The sequence below is a fragment of the Streptomyces sp. V3I7 genome (genome assembly GCF_030817495.1).
Lineage (GTDB): Bacteria > Actinomycetota > Actinomycetes > Streptomycetales > Streptomycetaceae > Streptomyces.
In genome coordinates this window covers 3,442,891-3,459,435 of sequence record NZ_JAUSZK010000001.1, presented here as the reverse complement: position 1 = coordinate 3,459,435, position 16,545 = coordinate 3,442,891, and the positions used below count along the sequence as shown (strand labels likewise).

Below are 16,545 nucleotides of genomic sequence, written 5' to 3'. Positions count from 1 at the left end.
CGCCCACTTTAGTTGAGCGTTGAACTTTTCGCCAGTCATAACAGAGAAGGCCCGGAGGGAATTCCCTCCGGGCCTCAAGGCAGCGTCGGCGCTGGTCAGCCGTACATCCGCCGCATCGCGAACTCCACCATCTGCTCGACGGCCTTGGCGTCGAAGACCATGCGGTGCTCGCCCTCCATGTCCAGGACGAAGCCGTAGCCGGTCGGCAGCAGGTCGATCACCTCGGCTCCGGTGATCACGAAGTACTTGGACTCCTTGCCCGCGTACCGGCGCAGCTCCTTGAGCGTGGTGAACATCGGGATCACCGGCTGCTGGGTGTTGTGCAAGGCAAGAAAGCCGGGGTTGTCGCCGCGGGGGCAGTAGACCTTGGACGTGGCGAACACCTGCTGGAAGTCCTCGACGGACATCTGCCCGGTGGTGAAGGCGCGCACCGCATCCGCGAGCGACGGCGCGGACGGCTCCGGGTAGAGCGGCGACTGCTGCCCGTACCCGCCGGCGCCGCCGGACATGTTCTGCTGCGGCTGGGCGTACTGCTGCTGAGCGCTCTGGTCGTAGCCGTACATGCGCGCAAGCGTACCGAGAGGCGCCGGGCCCGCGATGCCCGTATGCGGAGCTACCCGCGGTACCGCTCGCACCGCCGTCCGTAGACCCGGATCACACTTGGCCCGACCGGGTTGCGCTTTATTACTGGCGGGTAGCATCATCCCAGTAGCTACTTGTTGGTACGTGAACCAGTCGCGAGGAGTCAGTGCCTCGCCGAGTCCGATACGGAGCCGTCACATGGGGCACTACAAGCCGAATCTCCGCGACATCGAGTTCAACCTCTTCGAGGTGCTCGGACGCGACAAGCTGTACGGCACCGGCCCGTTCGCCGAGATGGACACGGACACCGCGAAGAGCGTCCTCGAGGAGCTGACGCGCCTCGCGGAGAACGAGCTGGCCGCCTCCTTCGCCGACGCCGACCGCAACCCGCCGGTCTTCGACCCGGAGACGAACACCGCGCCCGTCCCGGCGGCCTTCAAGAAGAGCTACAAGGCCTTCATGGACTCCGAGTACTGGCGCCTCGGCATTCCGGAGGAGATCGGCGGCACCACCGCTCCCCCGTCGCTGATCTGGTCGTACGCGGAGCTGATCCTCGGCTCGAACCCGGCGATCTGGATGTACGCCTCCGGCCCCGCGTTCGCGCGCATCCTCTTCGAGGAGGGCACCGAGGAGCAGAAGAAGTGGGCCCAGATCGCGGTCGACAGGACCTGGGGCTCCACCATGGTGCTCACCGAGCCCGACGCGGGCTCGGACGTCGGCGCCGGCCGCACCAAGGCGATCCAGCAGGAGGACGGCTCCTGGCACATCGAGGGCGTCAAGCGCTTCATCACGTCCGGTGAGCACGACATGGAGGAGAACATCCTCCACTACGTCCTCGCCCGCCCCGAGGGCGCCGGCCCCGGCACCAAGGGCCTGTCCCTCTTCCTCGTCCCGAAGTACCTCTTCGACTTCGAGACCGGCGAGCTGGGTGAGCGCAACGGCGTCTACGCCACCAACGTCGAGCACAAGATGGGCCTGAAGGCCTCCAACACCTGCGAGATGACCTTCGGCGACCGTCACCCCGCCAAGGGCTGGCTGATCGGCGACAAGCACGACGGCATCCGCCAGATGTTCCGCATCATCGAGTTCGCCCGCATGATGGTCGGCACGAAGGCGATCTCGACGCTGTCGACCGGCTACCTCAACGCGCTGGAGTACGCCAAGGAGCGCGTCCAGGGCCCGGACCTCGCGCAGTTCATGGACAAGACCGCGCCCAAGGTCACCATCACGCACCACCCCGACGTACGCCGCTCGCTGATGACGCAGAAGGCGTACGCGGAGGGCATGCGCGCCCTCGTCCTCTACACCGCCTCGATCCAGGACGCGATCGCGGTCAAGGAGGCGAACGGCGAGGACGCCAAGACCGAGCACGCGCTGAACGACCTGCTCCTGCCGATCGTCAAGGGCTACGGCTCCGAGAAGGGCTACGAGCAGCTCGCCCAGTCGCTGCAGACCTTCGGCGGCTCCGGCTTCCTGCAGGAGTACCCGATCGAGCAGTACATCCGCGACGCCAAGATCGACACCCTCTACGAGGGCACGACCGCGATCCAGGGCCAGGACTTCTTCTTCCGGAAGATCGTCCGCAACCAGGGCGCCGCGCTGAACGGCATCGCCGAGGACATCAAGAAGTTCCTGGCGCTCGGCACCGGCGGCGAGGAGCTGGCGGGCGCCCGCGAGCAGCTCGCCAAGGCCGCCGTCGAGCTGGAGGCGATCGTCGGCCTGATGCTGACCGACCTCGCGGCCACCGAGCAGGACGTCAAGAACATCTACAAGGTGGGCCTCAACAGCACCCGCCTGCTGCTGGCCTCCGGTGACGTGATCGTCGGCTACCTGCTCCTCAAGGGCGCGGCCATCGCCGCCGAGAAGCTGCAGACGGCGTCGGCGAAGGACAAGGCCTTCTACACCGGCAAGATCGCGGCGGCGAAGTTCTTCGCGGCCAACGTCCTGCCGGGCGTCACCCTCGCCCGCAAGATCTCGGAGAACGTCGAGCTGGACCTGATGGAGCTGGACGAGGCCGCGTTCTGACCGGCGTCCCGCTCGTCCGACCGACGACCAGCGCGGGCCCGCTCCCCTCACCGGGAGCGGGCCCGCGCCCGTCGTGGACCCGCCCCGCCACACACCGCCCGCGGGGCCCTCGTACGCCCTCGTCCAGGCCGATCGCTCTCGCCCGCGGGGCTCCGCGTAACGCCGCCGACCGGACTGCGATGGCCCTCGCCCGCGGGGCCCGTGTACCCCGTCGACCAGCCCTCGTACGTCGTTAAGGTGAACCCATGAGCGCACCAGCCCGGTTCGACCGCGGCCACACCGACGACCTGATGTCCTTCCTGGCGGCCGGACCGTCGCCGTACCACGCCGTGGCGAACGCCGCCGAGCGGCTGGAGAAGGCCGGATTCCGCCAGGTCGCCGAGACGGACGCCTGGGACGGGACCAGCGGCGGCAAGTACGTGCTGCGCGGCGGTGCCATCGTGGCCTGGTACGTCCCCGAGGGCGCCGCGCCCCACACGCCGTTCCGGATCGTCGGCGCGCACACCGACTCCCCCAACCTGCGGGTCAAGCCGCTGCCCGACAGCGGGGCGCACGGCTGGCGCCAGATCGCCGTCGAGATCTACGGCGGACCGCTGCTGAACTCCTGGCTCGACCGCGACCTCGGTCTCGCGGGCCGGCTGACCCTGCGCGACGGCTCCACCCGGCTGGTGAACATCGACCGGCCGCTGCTGCGCGTGCCGCAGCTCGCCATCCACCTGGACCGGTCGGTGACCGCGGAGGGCCTGAAGCTCGACAAGCAGCGGCACATGCAGCCGATCTGGGGCATGGGCGACGACGTGCGCGACGGCGACCTCATCGCCTTCCTGGAGGAGGAGAGCGGGCTGCCGGCGGGCGAGGTGGCCGGCTGGGACCTGATGACGCACTCCGTGGAGCCCCCGGCCTACCTGGGCCGCGACCGCGAGCTGGTGGCCGGCCCGCGCATGGACAACCTGCTGTCCGTGCACGCCGGTACGGTGGCCCTGGCGGCGGTGGCGACCTCCGGTACCGCCCTGCCCTACATCCCGGTGTTCGCCGCCTTCGACCACGAGGAGAACGGCTCCCAGTCGGACACCGGCGCCGACGGCCCGCTGCTCGGCTCGGTCCTGGAGCGCTCGGTGTTCGCGCGCGGCGGCTCGTACGAGGACCGGGCGCGCGCCTTCGCGGGCACCGTCTGCCTGTCCTCCGACACGGGCCACGCCGTGCATCCCAACTACGCGGAGCGGCACGACCCGACGCACCACCCGCGCGTCAACGGCGGCCCGATCCTCAAGGTCAACGTCAACAACCGCTACGCAACGGACGGTTCGGGCCGGGCGGTGTTCGCCGCCGCCTGCGAGAAGGCGGACGTGCCCTTCCAGTCGTTCGTCTCCAACAACTCCATGCCGTGCGGCACCACGATCGGCCCCATCACGGCGGCCCGGCACGGCATCCGCACGGTGGACATCGGCGTCGCGATCCTCTCGATGCACAGCGCACGCGAACTGTGCGGCGCGCAGGACCCGTTCATGCTGGCGAACGCCCTGGTGGCCTTCCTGGAAGGCTAGGGCCTGTCGTTTGGATCATCCCGGCGTCGCGGGGCCTGGCACGCACATCTGCCGCGTTGTCGTCGGTTGCCAACTCCCCCACGCTCGGCTCCGCTCGCGCGGGGGGACCCCCATCGCGTTGACGCCCTCCTCCGCCTTGCAGCTGCACGCACCAGACCCCGCTCGGGTCGGTCGGGAAGTACCGCACCTCACAGCCGGCCTGATCCAAACGACAGACCCTAGTTCGCCCTCCCGGTCACCGGCCCCGTCCGGGCGGCGACCCGCATAGCCCGCGTGACCGGGGGTACCCGACCTCGACCGGAACCACCGGACCTACCGGAACTACCGGACGGGGAGGCGAAGTTCATGGGGCTCGGCGGGTGCATCCTGCTCATGGCCGTAGGCGCCATTCTGGCGTTCGCAACCGACTGGGACATGCCAGGGGTGAACGTCCACCTGGTGGGCGTCATCCTGATGATCGTCGGCCTGATCGGTGTCGCCACCTTCAGCGGCATCGCCCGGCGCCGGCGCGTGGTGGTGCCGCCGCCCACGACCGTGGTCGAGGACGAACGGCACCACCATCACCACCGCAGCGGCGACGGATACAGCGACGGTTACGGCGTCTGAGCGGCGTCCATGCCCGCGAGGACCAGCGGCAGCCGGGCGGCCCCGCCCTCGGTGATCCGCACCGGCACGCCCCAGTCCTGCTGGTGGACGTGGCAGGCGGGGTACTCGTTGGCCGGATCGTCGTCACAGGACGCGGCCATCGCGGAGACGTGCAGCACGCCCTCGGTCAGCTCCGGGTTGAGCTCCAGGGTGCGGGAGAGGTCCGTGTCCGCGCCCTCGCCGGAGCACAGCAGCTCGGGCGGGGTCGAGGAGACCAGCAGCCGGGTGGAGGGGCCGTAGCGCAGGTCCAGCTTCTGGCCGGGCGGCGCCTGGAAGATGACGTCCAACCGCAGCGTGCCGGGGGCCACTTCCGTGGCCGCCCGCTGCGTGCGGTGGGCGACGGACTCGACGCGCACGGCCTCCTCGGGCAGGCGCAGCCGGGTCAGGCGGTGGCCAGCGGACTCGACGACCACGATGTCGTCGCCGACGAGTACGGCGTCGCTGGGCTCACGCAAGTCGGTGGCCAGTGTGGTGACTTCGCCGGTCGCGGGGTCGTAGCGGCGCAGCGCGTGGTTGTACGTGTCGCTGACCGCGACCGAGCCGTCGGGGAGCGCGGTGACGCCCAACGGGTGCTGGAACAGGGCCTGTTCAGCGGCGCCGTCACGGTGGCCGAAGTCGAACAGGCCGGTGCCGACGGCGGTGTGGACGTGACCGTCGAGGTCCACCCAGCGCAGCGCGGACGTCTCGGAGTCGGCGAGCCAGAGCCGGTCGGCGGTGGCGGCGAGCCCGGACGGCTGGGCGAACCAGGCCTCGGCGCCGGGTCCGTCGACGAGACCCTCGTTGGTCGTGCCGGCCGCGACACCGACGATGCCCGCCTGGGGGTCGTACGCCCACAGCTGGTGCACGCCCGCCATGGCGATCCAGACCTTGCCGCCGAAGACGGTCACGTCCCACGGCGAGGACAGGTCGATCTCGCGGGCCGGGCCGTCGGTCGCCGAGCCCTGCCACCACTGCCGGCCGGTGCCCGCGAGGGTCGTCACCTCGCCGGTGGCGAGATCGAGGCGGCGCAGGGCGTGGTTGACGGTGTCGGCGACGACCACGGAGGTGTCGTCGAGGAGGGCGAGTCCCTGCGGCTCGTTGAAGGACGCCTGCTCGGGGCCGCCGTCGGCGAGCCCGCGACCGCCGGAGCCGATACGCCGCACGACGGTCTCGCCGTCCTCGGCGAGCTCGACGAGCTGGTGCCGGGTGGTGTCGCTGACCAGGAAGTTCCCGCCGGGCAGAACGAGGGCCTTGCCGGGAAAGCGCAGGGCGGTCGGCTCGGGCTCCGGCGCCACGTACGGCCCGTCGCCCCGGCGCAGGGTGCCCTTGGCCTCGTGCTCGGCCTCCAGCTCCGCCACGAGGCGCTCGATGGCGTGAGCATGCCCCTCACCGCCGTGCTGGGCGACGATGTACCCCTCGGGGTCGATCACGACCAGCGTCGGCCACGCCCGCACCGCGTACTGCTTCCAGGTGGCCAACTCGGGGTCGTCCAGCACGGGGTGCTCGACGCCGTACCGCTCGACCGCGTCGACGACCGCCTGATGATCGGCCTCGTGCACGAACTTCGGCGAGTGCACACCGATCACGACGACCGTGTCCCGGTGCTTCTCCTCCAGCTCGCGCAGCTCGTCGAGGACGTGCAGGCAGTTGATGCAGCAGAACGTCCAGAAGTCGAGGATGACGATGCGTCCACGCAGGTCGGCGAGGCTGTACTCGGTACCACCGGTGTTCAGCCAGCCGCCCTTGCCGATCAGCTCGGGGGCACGGACCCGGGCGCGTCGGGGAGCCGGGGCAGGGGATATGTCGCTCATGGATCAAGGGTGCCACTTGACGCCGGCGCGGAGCGCTGGGGCCGGGGCCGGGCCGCCGCGGCCTTTCGTAGACCCGTCGGCCTACCGGCCGCGTTTCGTGGCGGTCCCCGGGGAAGCGGTAACGGTATGAGATTCCTCGTACGCGACCGGCTCCTCGGCTTCGGTGACGACTACTGGATCGAGGACGAGCACGGCACCAAGGTGTTCCTCGTCGACGGCAAGGCCATGCGGCTGCGGGACACCTTCGAGCTGAAGGACACGCGCGGGCGGGTCCTGATCGACATCCACCAGAAGATGATCGCCGTGCGGGACACGATGGTGATCGAGCGGGACGGCGGCCCCCTGGCGACCGTCCGGCGCAAGCGGCTGTCCCTGCTGCGCAACCACTACCGGGTGTTCCTGGCGGACGGCAGCGAGCTGGACGTCAGCGGCAAGATCCTCGACCGCGAGTTCGCCGTCGAGTACGACGGTGAGCTGCTCGCCGTGATCTCGCGGCGCCGGCTGCACGTCCGGGAGACGTACGAGCTCGATGTCGTCCGGGACGACGCCGACGCGGCGCTGCTGATCGCGGTGACGGTGTGCGTGATCCATCTCGCCGAGAAGGAGCGGGAGAAGGAGCACGGGGAGGACGCGGGCGACGGGGATTGAGAGGGCCGGGGGGGACGGGGGCTGAGGACGGCCGGGCCGGATCTCTCGCTAGCGCTTCGGGGGCGCCAGGCCGAGCATCCGGTCCTTCAGCGCCGGGAACTGCTCGCGGGTCGCGGCGACCTTCGCCGGATCGAAGTCGACGGTGAGGATCTCCTCACCGGGGCCCGCCTCGGCCAGCACCTCGCCCCAGGGATCGACCACGATCGAGTGACCCGCCTGTGGAACTCCCGCATGCGTCCCGGCCGTTCCACAAGCAAGGACGTACGCCTGGTTCTCGACCGCCCGCGCCTGGGCCAGCAACGTCCAGTGCGCGCGGCGGCGTTCGGGCCAGCCCGCCGGGATCACCAGGGTCTCGGCGCCGGCGTCGACGAGGGAGCGGAACAGTTCGGGGAAACGGAGGTCGTAGCAGGTGGCCACGCCGAGCGTGGTCTCGGGGAGCCGGACCGTCACCAGGTCACGCCCGGCGCCCATCAGCACGGCCTCGCCCTGGTCGAAGCCGAAGCGGTGGATCTTGCGGTAGGCGGCGGCCAGTTCGCCGGAGGGGGAGAAGATGAGAGACGTGTTGTAGAGGGGGCCTTCGGGGGCTCGCTCCGGGATGGAACCGGCGTGCAGCCACACCCCGGCGTGCGCGGCGGCCTTCGCCATCGCCTCGTACGTCGGACCGTCGAGCGGCTCGGCCTCCCGGCCGAACTCCTCGTACGCGAAGGCGCCCGTCGTCCACAGTTCGGGGAGCACCACGAGATCGGCCGCGCCGGCCTGATCCCGCACCAGCGAGGCCACCCGCGCTCGACGGGATTCGACCGATTCCTCCGGGTCTACGGCGATCTGAATCAGCGAAGCGCGCACACTACCACCGTCCTGGCATTCGAGCGGTCCACACGGGCCTACGATCGTCACACGAAAGCACTGCCGGGCTGCCCCGCAGCGGCGTAACTTGGGGGTCCTCCTTGCTCGAGCCTAACCGAGAGCGTGGGGGCGTCCCGAGCCACCGCCCTGCAGCCGCCTCCCGCTGACACCGCCGCCACAACCTGCCCGAGTTCCCACCGCCGAGGGGTCCCGTTCCGTGAGTCTGCATCCCACCCTCCAGCCCTACGCCGATGCCTGGACGCACTCCATCGAAGCGATATCCGAGCTGGTGCAGCCGCTTGTGGAGGGCGAGTGGAACCAGCGGACCCCCTGCCCGGGCTGGTCCGTGCGCGACGTCGTCTCGCACGTCATCGGCCTGGACTGCGAGATGCTCGGCGACCCGCGCCCCATCCACACGCTGCCCCGCGACCTGTTCCACGTCACGAACGACCACCAGCGCTACATGGAGATGCAGGTCGACGTCCGCCGCCATCACACGGCGCCGGAGATGACGTCCGAGCTTGAGTACACGGTCATCCGCCGCAACCGCCAGCTGCGCAACGAGTCCCGCGACCCCGGCACCAAGGTGCGCGGCCCGCTGGGCGTCGAGACGACGCTGGAGGAGTCCATGCGCAACCACGCCTTCGTCGTGTGGGTGCACGAGCAGGACCTGCGCGCCTCCCTCGGCCGCCCCGGCAACCTCGACTCGCCGGGAGCGCACGTCGCCCGGGATGTGCTGCTCGCCGAGCTGCCGCGCGTGGTCGCGGGCGAGGCGCACGCGCCGCGCAGTTCGGCCATCGTCTTCGACGTGCACGGCCCCATCGAGTTCCTGCGCACCATCCGCGTCGACATCCAGGGCCGCGGCACCCTGGAGACCGCCCCCGCCCTCGGCCCGGCGGCCTCCTTCACCCTCGACTGGGAGACGTACGTCCGCCTGGCCTGCGGCCGGGTGACGCCGGAGGGCGTGGCGGACCGGGTGAAGGCGGAGGGCGACCCGGAGCTGACGGCGGCGATCCTGCGCCACTTCGCGGTCACGTCGTAGCCGCGCCGCCGCATCGGGGCCTCTCAGCGGGGCCTCGCGGCGCCCTGCCTACGCGGGAACGTGCACCGTCTCCACCCGGCTGGCGACCAGCCGTTCCCGCTCCCGGCGCGCGGCGCGCCTGCCCAGTCGCAGGATCTGGCTCACGCCCAGGGCCTGGAGCACGAACACTGCCGAGAAGGCGATCCGGTAGTTGTCGCCGGTGGCATCCAGCAGGACACCGATCGCGAACAGCGTGGTCATCGACGCGGTGAAGCCGCCGATGTTGGTGATGCCGGCCGCCGTGCCCTGCCGCTCGGGCGGGTTGGCCGGGCGGGCGAAGTCGAAGCCGATCATCGACGCCGGGCCGCACGCGCCCAGTACCACGCACATGGCCACCAGCAGCCACATCGGCGCGTGGTCCCCGGGGTGGACGAGGGGCGCCGCCCAGGCGACGGCGGTCGCCGCGACCGTGCCCAGCGTCAGCGGCAGCCGCGCCGCGTGGTGCCGGGCGAGGATCTGGCCGTAGACGAGGCCGATCACCATGTGGGACAGCACCACCAGGGTCAGCAGTTCGCCGGCCGTGGCCCGGCTGAGGCCCTGCGCCTCGACCAGATACGGCAGGCCCCACAGCAGCAGGAACACCATCGCCGGGAACTGGGTGGTGAAGTGCACCCACATGCCCAGCCGGGTCCCCGGCTCGCGCCAGGCCGCGGCGATCTGCCGGCGCACGTAGGCGGCGCCCTGGTGCGGGAAGGGCTCGGGCTCGGACCCCTCGGGGTGGTCCTTCAGGAAGAGCAGGACCAGCACGAGGACGACCGCTCCGGCGAGCGCGCTGCCCGCGAACGCCCCGGTCCAGCCGACGCTGTTGAGCAACCGGGCCAGTACCAGCGTCGAGATCAGGTTGCCCGCCATGCCGACCAGGCTGGCGAGCTGCGCGATCAGCGGGCCGCGCCGCGCGGGGAACCAGCGCGTGCCGAGCCGCAGCACGCTGATGAACGTCATCGCGTCCCCGCACCCGAGCAGCGCGCGCGAGGCGAGCGCGGTGCCGTAGGTGGGGGAGAACGCGAAGCCCAGCTGGCCGGCCGTGAAGAGCAGTGCCCCGAGCGCCAGCACCTTCTTGGTGCCGAGCCGGTCGACCAGCAGGCCCACGGGTATCTGCATGCCCGCGTAGACGAGCAGTTGGAGGATCGAGAACGTCGACAGGGCCGAGGCGCCCACGTGGAAACGTTCCACCGCGTCGAGGCCGGCGACGCCCAGGGACGTACGGAAGATGACGGCGACGAAGTAGACCGCGACGCCGATGCCCCAGACCGCGACCGCTCGGGAGCCGCCGAGGGCGTCCCGGGAGGGGGGCCCGCCGGGCATCGGGGAAGGGGCGCCGGGGAGACCGGTTCCGCTCATCGGACCTCGCCCCGCGCCAGGTTCGAGACCCAGCTGACGTGGCGGTGCACGACCGCGACGGCCGCCTCCGGATCGCCCGAGCGCAGGGCGTCGAGGATCTCCTCGTGTTCGCTGAGCGTCTTGGCGATCCGGTCGGGGTGGGACTGCATGACGGCGACGCCCATCCGCAACTGGCGGTCGCGGAGCTGGTCGTAGAGGCGCGAGAGGATCTCGTTGCCGCCGCTGCGCACGATCTCGGCGTGGAAGCAGCGGTCGGAGACAGCGGCCCCGGCGAAGTCCCCGGCGGCGGCCTGCTCCTTCTGCCGGTCGAGCAGCTCCTCCAGGCGCGCGATCAGGGACGGCGGCGCGGGGACGGCCTTGCGCGCGGCGTGCTCCTCCACCAGGAGCCGGGTCTCGACGACATCGGCGATCTCCTGCGCGGAGACGGGCAGCACCAGGGCGCCCTTCTTCGGGTAGAGCCGGATCAGCCCCTCCACCTCGAGCCGCAGCAGCGCCTCGCGCACCGGGGTGCGCGAGACTCCGACGGCCTCGGCCAGTTCGCCCTCCGTGAGGAGCGTGCCGCCCTCGTAACGGCGGTCCAGGACGCCCTGTTTGACGTGGGTGTAGACGCGGTCGGCGGCGGGGGCCTGTTTCGCGGCCGTCTTCGCGGCGGCCTGGGGCGGAACAGGTGGGGCTGAAGGCATGCGCACATCATAGATACAACACGTACGCATGAGGGGGTCCGGTCCACGATGCGGACCGGAGCCGCCATCCGCCCCGCCGTCGTCACCGCTGCCGTCGCCGCACCTTCCGTGCGTACGGGCTTTTCGCGCTCCTGCGCGCCCCCGTACGCCCCTGCGGGCGCTCACACCACCACGGCGTCAGAAAAATCACGGGACTCCGCGCAACCTTCTGTGCCGTCCGGGTGTCTCATACGTGCGGCCTTACTCGCCCGTCACCCCAACTCGGCCGCACATCAGGGGCATTCAACGTAATCGGGGTACCTCTTTTGAAGACCAGCATGAAGAGCGGCATGAAGAGCGGCCGCTTCCGCAAGGCCGCCGCCGTCGCCATCACGTCCGGCGCGATGCTCGCGACCGGAGCCCTCACCGCGGCGCCCGCACAGGCCTTGACGACTCCGTCGATCGTGGCCGCCGGCGGCTACGTCATGAACAACTCCACCGGCACCTCGCTGTACACCAAGGCGGCGGACACCCGGCGCTCCACCGGCTCCACCACGAAGATCATGACCGCCAAGGTGGTGCTGGCGCAGCCGAACCTGAACCTGGACACCAAGGTCACGATCCCGAAGGGCGCGAGCGACTACATCGTCGCCAACAACGCCTCCTCGGCGCATCTGATCGTCGGCGATAAGGTCACCGTCCGTCAGCTGCTGTACGGCCTGATGCTGCCGTCCGGCTGCGACGCCGCCTACGTGCTCGCGGACAAGTTCGGCTCGGGCACCACCCGTTCCGCCCGCCAGCAGTCGTTCATCAGCAAGATGAACGCCGCCGCCGTGAACCTCGGCCTGAAGAACACGCACTTCGACTCGTTCGACGGCATCGGCCACGGCTCCAACTACTCGACGCCGCGCGACCTGACGAAGATCGCCAGCAGCGCGATGAAGAGCACCACGTTCCGCACGATCGTCAAGACCAAGTCGTACACGGCGAAGACGATCACCTCGTCCGGCAGCACCCGCACGATGGGAGCGTGGACCAATACGAACACGCTGCTGAGCAGCTACAGCGGCACCATCGGTGTGAAGACCGGCTCGGGCCCCGAGGCCAAGTACTGCCTGGTCTTCGCCGCGACCCGCGACGGCAAGACGGTCATCGGAACCGTTCTCGCCTCCTCCTCGGTCTCGCAGCGCGCCACCGACGCGACAAAGCTCCTGAACTACGGCTTCGCCAAGTGAACTACGGCTTGAGCGACGGCCTGCACCACGGCTCTGCCTCGCTGAGCTGACGTCACCGTGTATGCGAAGGGGCCTGCCGCACGATGCGGCAGGCCCCTTCGGCATCAGGCCACGCGTGGCGCGCTCACGCCCAGGTGATCAGCCGCTTCGGCTGCTCCAGGATCGCCGCCACGTCGGCGAGCACCTTCGAGCCCAGCTCGCCGTCCACCAGGCGGTGGTCGAAGCTCAGGGCCAGCGTGGTGACCTGACGCGGCTTCACCTTGCCCTTGTGGACCCACGGCTGGAGCTTGATCGCGCCGACCGCGAGGATCGCGGACTCGCCGGGGTTGAGGATCGGCGTACCGGTGTCGACGCCGAAGACGCCGACGTTGGTGATGGTGACCGTGCCGCCCTGCATCGCGGCGGGGGAGGTCTTGCCCTCCCGCGCCGTGGACACCAGCTCGCCGAGCGCCTCCGCCAGCTGCGGCAGCGTCTTGTCGTGGGCGTCCTTGATGTTCGGGACGATCAGTCCGCGCGGGGTGGCGGCCGCGATACCCAGGTTGACGTAGTGCTTGAGCACGATCTCCTGGTTGGCCTCGTCCCAGGACGCGTTGACGTCCGGGTTGCGCTTGATGGCGACCAGCAGGGCCTTGGCGATCAGCAGCAGCGGGTTCACCCGCAGCCCCTGCATCTCCTTGTCCTGCTTGAGCTCCTCGACCAGCTTCATCGTGCGCGTGACGTCCACCGTCACGAACTCCGTGACGTGCGGCGCCGTGAACGCCGAGCCGATCATGGCCTGGGCGGTCGCCTTGCGGACGCCCTTGACCGGGATCCGGGTCTCGCGCGCTCCGTCGTACGCCACGACCGGCGCCGGGACCGCGGGAGCCGTGGGCGCCGCGGCCACCGGTTCGGGGGCGGCCGGGGCAGCCACCGCCGCGTGCACGTCGTCACGCGTGATGATGCCGTCCGGGCCCGAGGGGGTCACCGTCGCCAGGTCGACACCGAGGTCCTTGGCCAGCTTGCGCACCGGCGGCTTGGCCAGCGGGCGGGGCTGACCGGCCGCGGGGGCGGGCGCGGGCACGGCGGCCGGAGCGGCGGGCGCCGAGCCGTGGCCGTTCAGCTCGGCCTGGACCGCCTGGGCGGCCTCGGGAGCGGCGGTGCCCGTCTTGCGCGGGCGGCGCTTCGTCGCGGAGGTGGACACGCCGTAGCCGACCAGCACGGGCTGGCGGCCCTCCTTCTTCGGCTCCTCCGGCGCGGCCTGCTCGGCCGGCTGCGCCTCGGCGGGCGCCGGTACGGCCGCGCCGCCCGAGACGTCCACCGCGATGATGGACGTACCCACGTCCACCGTGGTGCCCTCGGGGAAGCGCAGCTCGCGGACCACGCCGTCGTAGGGGATGGGGAGTTCGACGGCCGCCTTGGCGGTCTCGACCTCGCACACCACCTGGCCGTCGGTGACCGTGTCACCGGGCTGGACGTACCACTTGAGGATCTCGGCCTCGGTGAGTCCCTCGCCCACGTCGGGCATCTTGAACTCGCGCACGGAAGCTTCCGTCATCGTCGTCACGACCCCTCTCCTCAGTACGCCAGCGAGCGGTCGACGGCGTCGAGCACGCGGTCCAGGTCCGGAAGGTAGGACTCCTCCAGCCGCGCCGGCGGGTACGGGGCGTGGTAGCCGCCCACCCGCAGCACCGGAGCCTCCAGGTGATAGAAGCAGCGCTCCGTGATCCGGGCGGCGATCTCCGCGCCCGAGCCGAAGAACACCGGCGCCTCGTGCACCACGACCAGGCGGCCGGTCTTCTCGACCGAGGCCTGGACGGCGTCGAAGTCGAGCGGGGAGACCGAGCGCAGGTCGAGGACCTCCAGCGACTTGCCCTCCTCGGCGGCCGCGTCGGCGACCTCCTGGCAGAGCTTCACCATCGGGCCGTACGCGACGAGGGTCAAGTCGGTGCCCTCGCGCACCACGCGCGCCTTGTGCAGCGGGTCGGGGATGGCCTCGGTGTTGACCTCGCCCTTGTCCCAGTAGCGGCGCTTGGGCTCGAAGTAGATCACCGGGTCGTCGCTCAGGATGGCCTGCTGCATCATCCAGTACGCGTCGGACGCGTTCGACGGGGAGACGATCTTCAGGCCCGCCACGTGCGCGAACAGGGCCTCGGGGGACTCGGAGTGATGCTCGACCGCGCCGATGCCGCCGCCGTAGGGGATGCGGATGACGACGGGGAGCTTGACCTTGCCGAGCGAGCGCGCGTGCATCTTCGCGAGCTGCGTGACGATCTGGTCGTACGCCGGGAAGACGAAGCCGTCGAACTGGATCTCCACCACCGGGCGGTAGCCGCGCAGGGCCATGCCGATCGCGGTGCCGACAATGCCCGACTCGGCGAGCGGGGTGTCGATGACGCGGCTGTCGCCGAAGTCCTTCTGCAGGCCGTCGGTGACGCGGAAGACGCCGCCGAGCTTGCCGACGTCCTCACCCATGATGAGGACCTTCGGGTCCGATTCCAGGGCGCGTCGCAGCGACTCGTTGATCGCCTTGGCCAGCGCCATGTTCTTGGACGTCACAGCCTTGCTCTCCGCTGCCATGATCAGACCCCCTCAGAGTCCGCGAACGACGCCTGGTAGGCGGCGAACTGGGCTCGTTCCTCGTCGACGAGCGCATGCCCGTCCGCGTACACGTTCTCGAAGATGGCGAAGTCGTCCGGGTCCGGCATGGCGCGGACCACTTCGCGCACTCGTTTGCCCAACGCTTCGCTCTCGGTCTCGAGTTCCGCGAAGAATCCCTCGTCCGCGTGGTTTGAGGCCTCCAGGAACCGGCGAAGGCGCAGGATCGGGTCCTTCGCCTCCCAAGCGGCCCGCTCGTCGTCGTGGCGGTAGCGGGTGGGGTCGTCGGAGGTGGTGTGGGCACCCATGCGGTAGGTGTACGCCTCGACCAGCGTGGGGCCCTCGCCGCGGCGGGCGCGCTCGAGCGCCCACTTGGTGACCGCGAGGCAGGCCAGCACGTCGTTGCCGTCCACGCGGACGCCGGGGAAGCCGAAGCCCTGGGCGCGCTGGTAGAGCGGGACGCGGGTCTGCTTCTCGGTGGGCTCGGAGATCGCCCACTGGTTGTTCTGGCAGAAGAACACGACGGGGGCGTTGTAGACCGCGGAGAACGTGAACGCCTCGGCCACGTCGCCCTGGCTGGAGGCACCGTCGCCGAAGTAGGCGACGACCGCAGAGTCGGCGCCGTCCTTGGCCACGCCCATCGCGTAGCCCGTGGCGTGCAGCGCCTGGGAGCCGATGACGATCGTGTAGAGGTGGAAGTTGTTGCCGTTCGGGTCCCAGCCGCCGTTGTTCACGCCGCGGAACATGCCGAGCAGGTTGGTCGGGTCGACGCCGCGGCACCAGGCGACGCCGTGCTCGCGGTAGGTCGGGAAGACGTAGTCGTCCTCGCGGGTGGCCCGGCCGGAACCGATCTGGGCGGCCTCCTGGCCCAGCAGCGAGGCCCACAGGCCCAGCTCGCCCTGGCGCTGGAGGGAGGTGGCCTCGGCGTCGAAGCGCCGGGTGAGCACCATGTCGCGGTACAGGCCGCGGAGTTCCTCGGGGGTGATCCCGGCGACGTACTCGGCGTACTCCGCGTACGCGGGGTCCTCGACGTGCTCGCCCTCGGGCGTCAGCAGTTGGACGAGTTCGGGTTCGGTGCGCTTCTTGCCGGTGGTGCGGGTCGTGCGCTTGGTGCCGGTGGCGCCGGCTTTTCCTGCGGCGCTGCGTCGCGGCTGGCGCGCGGCACTGCTCTCCACGGTCACGTGTGCTCCTCCGTCGGTCCGGCCCCCGGGGTTGCCGGGTGGCCTGGGGTTCCTCCCCCGTCTCGTCGAGCTCGGGAGAGGCTCACCTGTTCCGACATCCGTGCACGGGGTGGGGTGCCACTCGGCCGGGAACAGGCGTGACAGGTGCCCCGGTGAGCGCCCTGCAATCACGTTACCCAGTGCTCCACATTTCTGCGAAACCCCTCCTGACCTGCGTTTTTACTTGGATATCCAAGCAAATCGACGCGAGCGGGAAGGTACCTGGTCACAGCCTTGCAGGGGGCCGGAGCTACGGCACGTTATCCCGACCACCCAGGTCGCGGGAAGAGTCGAGTGTGAGACAGGCCTCGTTCGCCAAAGCGGAGAAATCGCCATATCCGCCGGTGCGGAA

14 protein-coding genes are annotated in these 16,545 nt (G+C 70.4%); 6 read left to right on the top strand and 8 right to left on the bottom strand.

Annotated elements, in window-relative coordinates:
- Window positions 1-95 precede the first annotated feature (95 nt).
- Entirely contained in the window at window positions 96-563 is a 468-nt protein-coding gene (locus QFZ74_RS16070) for an SseB family protein (protein WP_307621492.1), read from the bottom strand.
- A 217-nt stretch (window positions 564-780) separates the two neighbouring features.
- Here QFZ74_RS16070 and QFZ74_RS16065 point away from each other — a divergent pair, with 217 nt between their 5' ends.
- From QFZ74_RS16065 to QFZ74_RS16055, 3 genes are all read left to right on the top strand, one after another.
- The gene (locus QFZ74_RS16065; protein WP_307621491.1) at window positions 781-2,607 is read left to right on the top strand and encodes an acyl-CoA dehydrogenase; all 1,827 of its coding nucleotides are present in this window, start codon (window positions 781-783) and stop codon (window positions 2,605-2,607) included.
- Between the two features lie 245 nt (window positions 2,608-2,852).
- Window positions 2,853-4,151 (top strand): M18 family aminopeptidase, encoded by a 1,299-nt coding sequence (locus QFZ74_RS16060; protein ID WP_307621490.1) that lies wholly within the window; start codon window positions 2,853-2,855, stop codon window positions 4,149-4,151.
- A gap of 345 nt (window positions 4,152-4,496) precedes the next feature.
- Entirely contained in the window at window positions 4,497-4,757 is a 261-nt protein-coding gene (locus tag QFZ74_RS16055) for a DUF6458 family protein (protein ID WP_307621489.1), read from the top strand.
- On the opposite strand, the gene QFZ74_RS16050 is transcribed toward QFZ74_RS16055, so the two are convergent.
- Window positions 4,745-6,586, bottom strand: coding sequence for an NHL domain-containing thioredoxin family protein (locus QFZ74_RS16050; RefSeq protein ID WP_307621488.1), 1,842 nt, complete (start codon window positions 6,584-6,586; stop codon window positions 4,745-4,747). The two genes, QFZ74_RS16055 and QFZ74_RS16050, sit on opposite strands and share 13 nt — an antisense overlap.
- Before the next feature lie 126 nt (window positions 6,587-6,712).
- On the opposite strand from QFZ74_RS16050, the gene QFZ74_RS16045 reads away from it, so the two are divergent.
- On the top strand, window positions 6,713-7,234 hold the full coding sequence (locus QFZ74_RS16045; RefSeq protein WP_307621487.1) for an LURP-one-related/scramblase family protein: 522 nt from the start codon (window positions 6,713-6,715) through the stop codon (window positions 7,232-7,234).
- A gap of 48 nt (window positions 7,235-7,282) precedes the next feature.
- Here QFZ74_RS16045 and QFZ74_RS16040 read toward each other — a convergent pair whose 3' ends face one another.
- On the bottom strand, window positions 7,283-8,080 hold the full coding sequence (locus QFZ74_RS16040; RefSeq protein ID WP_307621486.1) for a carbon-nitrogen family hydrolase: 798 nt from the start codon (window positions 8,078-8,080) through the stop codon (window positions 7,283-7,285).
- A gap of 217 nt (window positions 8,081-8,297) precedes the next feature.
- Between QFZ74_RS16040 and QFZ74_RS16035 the strand changes: the two genes are divergently transcribed.
- Entirely contained in the window at window positions 8,298-9,122 is an 825-nt protein-coding gene (locus QFZ74_RS16035) for a maleylpyruvate isomerase family mycothiol-dependent enzyme (RefSeq protein WP_307621485.1), read from the top strand.
- Between the two features lie 48 nt (window positions 9,123-9,170).
- Here QFZ74_RS16035 and QFZ74_RS16030 read toward each other — a convergent pair whose 3' ends face one another.
- Together QFZ74_RS16030 and QFZ74_RS16025 are read right to left on the bottom strand one after the other, a co-directional pair.
- Window positions 9,171-10,466: a nitrate/nitrite transporter gene (locus tag QFZ74_RS16030; RefSeq protein WP_307621484.1), complete on the bottom strand. Its 1,296-nt coding sequence runs from the start codon at window positions 10,464-10,466 to the stop codon at window positions 9,171-9,173.
- A 32-nt stretch (window positions 10,467-10,498) separates the two neighbouring features.
- Window positions 10,499-11,185, bottom strand: coding sequence for a GntR family transcriptional regulator (locus tag QFZ74_RS16025; protein WP_307621483.1), 687 nt, complete (start codon window positions 11,183-11,185; stop codon window positions 10,499-10,501).
- A gap of 317 nt (window positions 11,186-11,502) precedes the next feature.
- Between QFZ74_RS16025 and QFZ74_RS16020 the strand changes: the two genes are divergently transcribed.
- Complete coding sequence (locus tag QFZ74_RS16020) at window positions 11,503-12,399, top strand: D-alanyl-D-alanine carboxypeptidase family protein (RefSeq protein ID WP_307621482.1); 897 nt, start codon at window positions 11,503-11,505, stop codon at window positions 12,397-12,399.
- Window positions 12,400-12,523: 124 nt separating this feature from the next.
- On the opposite strand, the gene QFZ74_RS16015 is transcribed toward QFZ74_RS16020, so the two are convergent.
- Genes QFZ74_RS16015 through pdhA form a run of 3 tightly spaced genes read right to left on the bottom strand, consistent with a single transcriptional unit; the run spans window position 12,524 to window position 16,154 of the window.
- On the bottom strand, window positions 12,524-13,942 hold the full coding sequence (locus tag QFZ74_RS16015) for a dihydrolipoamide acetyltransferase family protein (RefSeq protein WP_307621481.1): 1,419 nt from the start codon (window positions 13,940-13,942) through the stop codon (window positions 12,524-12,526).
- Window positions 13,943-13,953: 11 nt separating this feature from the next.
- Complete coding sequence (locus tag QFZ74_RS16010) at window positions 13,954-14,955, bottom strand: alpha-ketoacid dehydrogenase subunit beta (RefSeq protein ID WP_307621480.1); 1,002 nt, start codon at window positions 14,953-14,955, stop codon at window positions 13,954-13,956.
- 2 nt (window positions 14,956-14,957) lie between these two features.
- A complete protein-coding gene (gene pdhA, locus QFZ74_RS16005) occupies window positions 14,958-16,154 on the bottom strand; it encodes a pyruvate dehydrogenase (acetyl-transferring) E1 component subunit alpha (RefSeq protein ID WP_307621479.1) in 1,197 nt (398 codons plus the stop codon).
- Window positions 16,155-16,545 lie beyond the last annotated feature (391 nt).